We start from the raw sequence: 2185 nt of genomic DNA, 5'->3' as shown, positions 1-2185 counted from the left end.
GACCCGCACCGCCCGGACCCGCGCCGCCCGGACCCGCGCCGACGGTTGCCGGAGCGTCAGCTCCCTTCCCGTCAGCTCCCTTGCCCTCACCCGCATCAGACACCAGTTCGATTCGATGATGCGTGGCGGACCGGTTCACATCCAGCGGCAGGATGGGAACGCCCCGCCGCCGCGCGTCCGCCAGCAGCAGCCGCTTCGGGTACATCCCGGGATCGTGCGTGAGCAGCCCGGCGTAGAAGGCCGCCGGGTGGTGCGCCTTGAGCCAGGCCGACTGGTACGTCGGCACCGCGAAGGCCACCGCGTGCGCCTTGCAGAAACCGTAGCTGCCGAACGCCTCCACGATCTCCCAGGTGCGGGCGACCACGTCCGGCTCGTATCCCTTCTTCCCCGCCTGCCGCGCGAACCAGGTCCTGATCCGGTCCTGCGACTCGGGGTGGGACAGGCCGCGCCGCACGTTGTCCGCCTCGTCCCGTCCGCAGCCGGTCATGATGCGCAGGATCTCGATGATCTGCTCGTGGAAGACCACGACCCCGTAGGTCTCGCGCAGTGGCTCCTGAAGGTCCTTGTGGGGGTAGCGGGGAGGCCTGCGCCCGTGCCGCGCCTCGATGAAGGGCCGCACCATGTCGGCCGCGACCGGCCCGGGCCGGAACAGTGAGATGTCGACGACCAGGTCGTGGAAGGTGGCGGGCTGGAGCCGCCCGATGAGGTCCCGCTGGCCGGGCGACTCGATCTGGAAGCAGCCCAGTGTCTCGGCGGAGCGGATCAGCTCGTACGTCGCCGGGTCGCCGGGCGGCACCGCGTCCAGGTCCACCTTCTCGCCCGCCGCCCGCTCGACCTCGGCGACCGCGTGCGCCATCGCCGACTGCATCCGCACGCCCAGGACGTCGAGCTTGAGCAGCCCGAGGTCCTCCACGTCGTCCTTGTCGAACTGCGACATGGGGAAGCCCTCGCCGCTGGTGGGGACGACCGGCGTGCGGGAGAGCAGCGCGGAGTCGGAGAGCAGCACCCCGCACGGGTGCATGGCGATGCCGCGCGGCAGCCCGTCCAGTGCCTCGACCAGCTCCCACAGCCGCCCGTACTTCTCCCTGTCGGCGGCCAGGGCCCGCAGTTCGGGCAGTTCCTCGAGCGCGGCACGGGCGTCGCGGGCCCGGATGTGCGGGAAGGCCTTGGCGAGCCGGTCGGTCTCGGCGGGGTCGAGGGAGAGGGCGGCGCCCACGTCCCGGATCGCGTGGCGCACCCGGTAGGTCTCCGGCATGGAGACCGTCGCGACGCGTTCGGTGCCGAAGCGGCCGATGATCGCCCGGTAGACGTCCAGCCTGCGGGCCGATTCCACGTCGATGTCGATGTCGGGCAGCTCCTGTCGCTTCTTGGACAGGAAGCGCTCCATGAGCAGACCGTGCTCGACGGGGTCGGCGTGGGCGATGCCGAGGAGGTGGTTGACCAGGGAGCCGGCGCCGGAGCCGCGCGCGGCCACCCGGATGCCCATGTCCCGTACGTCGTCGACGACCTGGGCGACGGTGAGGAAGTACGAGGAGAAGCCGTGGTGCTCGATGATGTCCAGCTCGGTCTCCAGCCGCTCCCAGCGCTCCCGGTCCCGTTCGTGGCCGCGCAGCACCATGCCGGCGGCGCAGCGGGAGCGCAGCACGCGCTCCGCGCTGCGGGGGCCCGCGCCGACGAGGTGCGCCTCGGGGAAGTGGACCCGGCCCATGCCCAGGTCGTCCTCCGGGTCGACGCGGCAGGCGCCTGCGGTCTCCTCGGTCATGGCGAGCAGCCGGCGCGCGGCGTCCCTGCCGAGCCCGGCCGCCTCCGCGACCCGCTCGGCGATCGCCGCCATCGCGCCGGGGTCCTTCAGCCAGCGCTCTCCGCCGTCCAGTCCCCGGCGCGGGTCGACCGGGACCAGGCGGCGGGCCGCGTCCAGGACGTCGGCGACCGGCCCCTGCCCCGGATCGGCATACCGCACGGCATTGCTCAGCACGGCCCGTACACCCTGCTCGGCGGCGAGACCGAGGGTGCGGGCGGCGAGGCGCAGCGAGCCCGGCCCGGTGCCGGTGCGTCCGTGGTGCACCACCTCCAGGCGCAGCGCGTCGCCGTACCGCTCCCGCCAGGTGCCGAGCAGCCGGGCGGCCAGGTCGGCCCGCCCCGCCGCGAGGGCCCGCCCGGTCGGGGAGACCGGTCCGAGGAGAAC

General features: G+C 73.5%; 1 protein-coding gene. It reads right to left on the bottom strand.

The window, feature by feature from the left end; all coding sequences use genetic code 11:
• On the bottom strand, window positions 1-2185 hold a 2185-nt coding region (gene dnaE / locus GUY61_RS37735), incomplete at both ends, for a DNA polymerase III subunit alpha (RefSeq protein ID WP_166634797.1).

The organism is Streptomyces sp. GC420 (assembly GCF_009916105.1).
In the GTDB taxonomy this organism is placed as follows: domain Bacteria; phylum Actinomycetota; class Actinomycetes; order Streptomycetales; family Streptomycetaceae; genus Streptomyces.
Note: the sequence above shows the minus strand (reverse complement) of the source record. Positions and strands in the feature narration are given on the sequence as shown.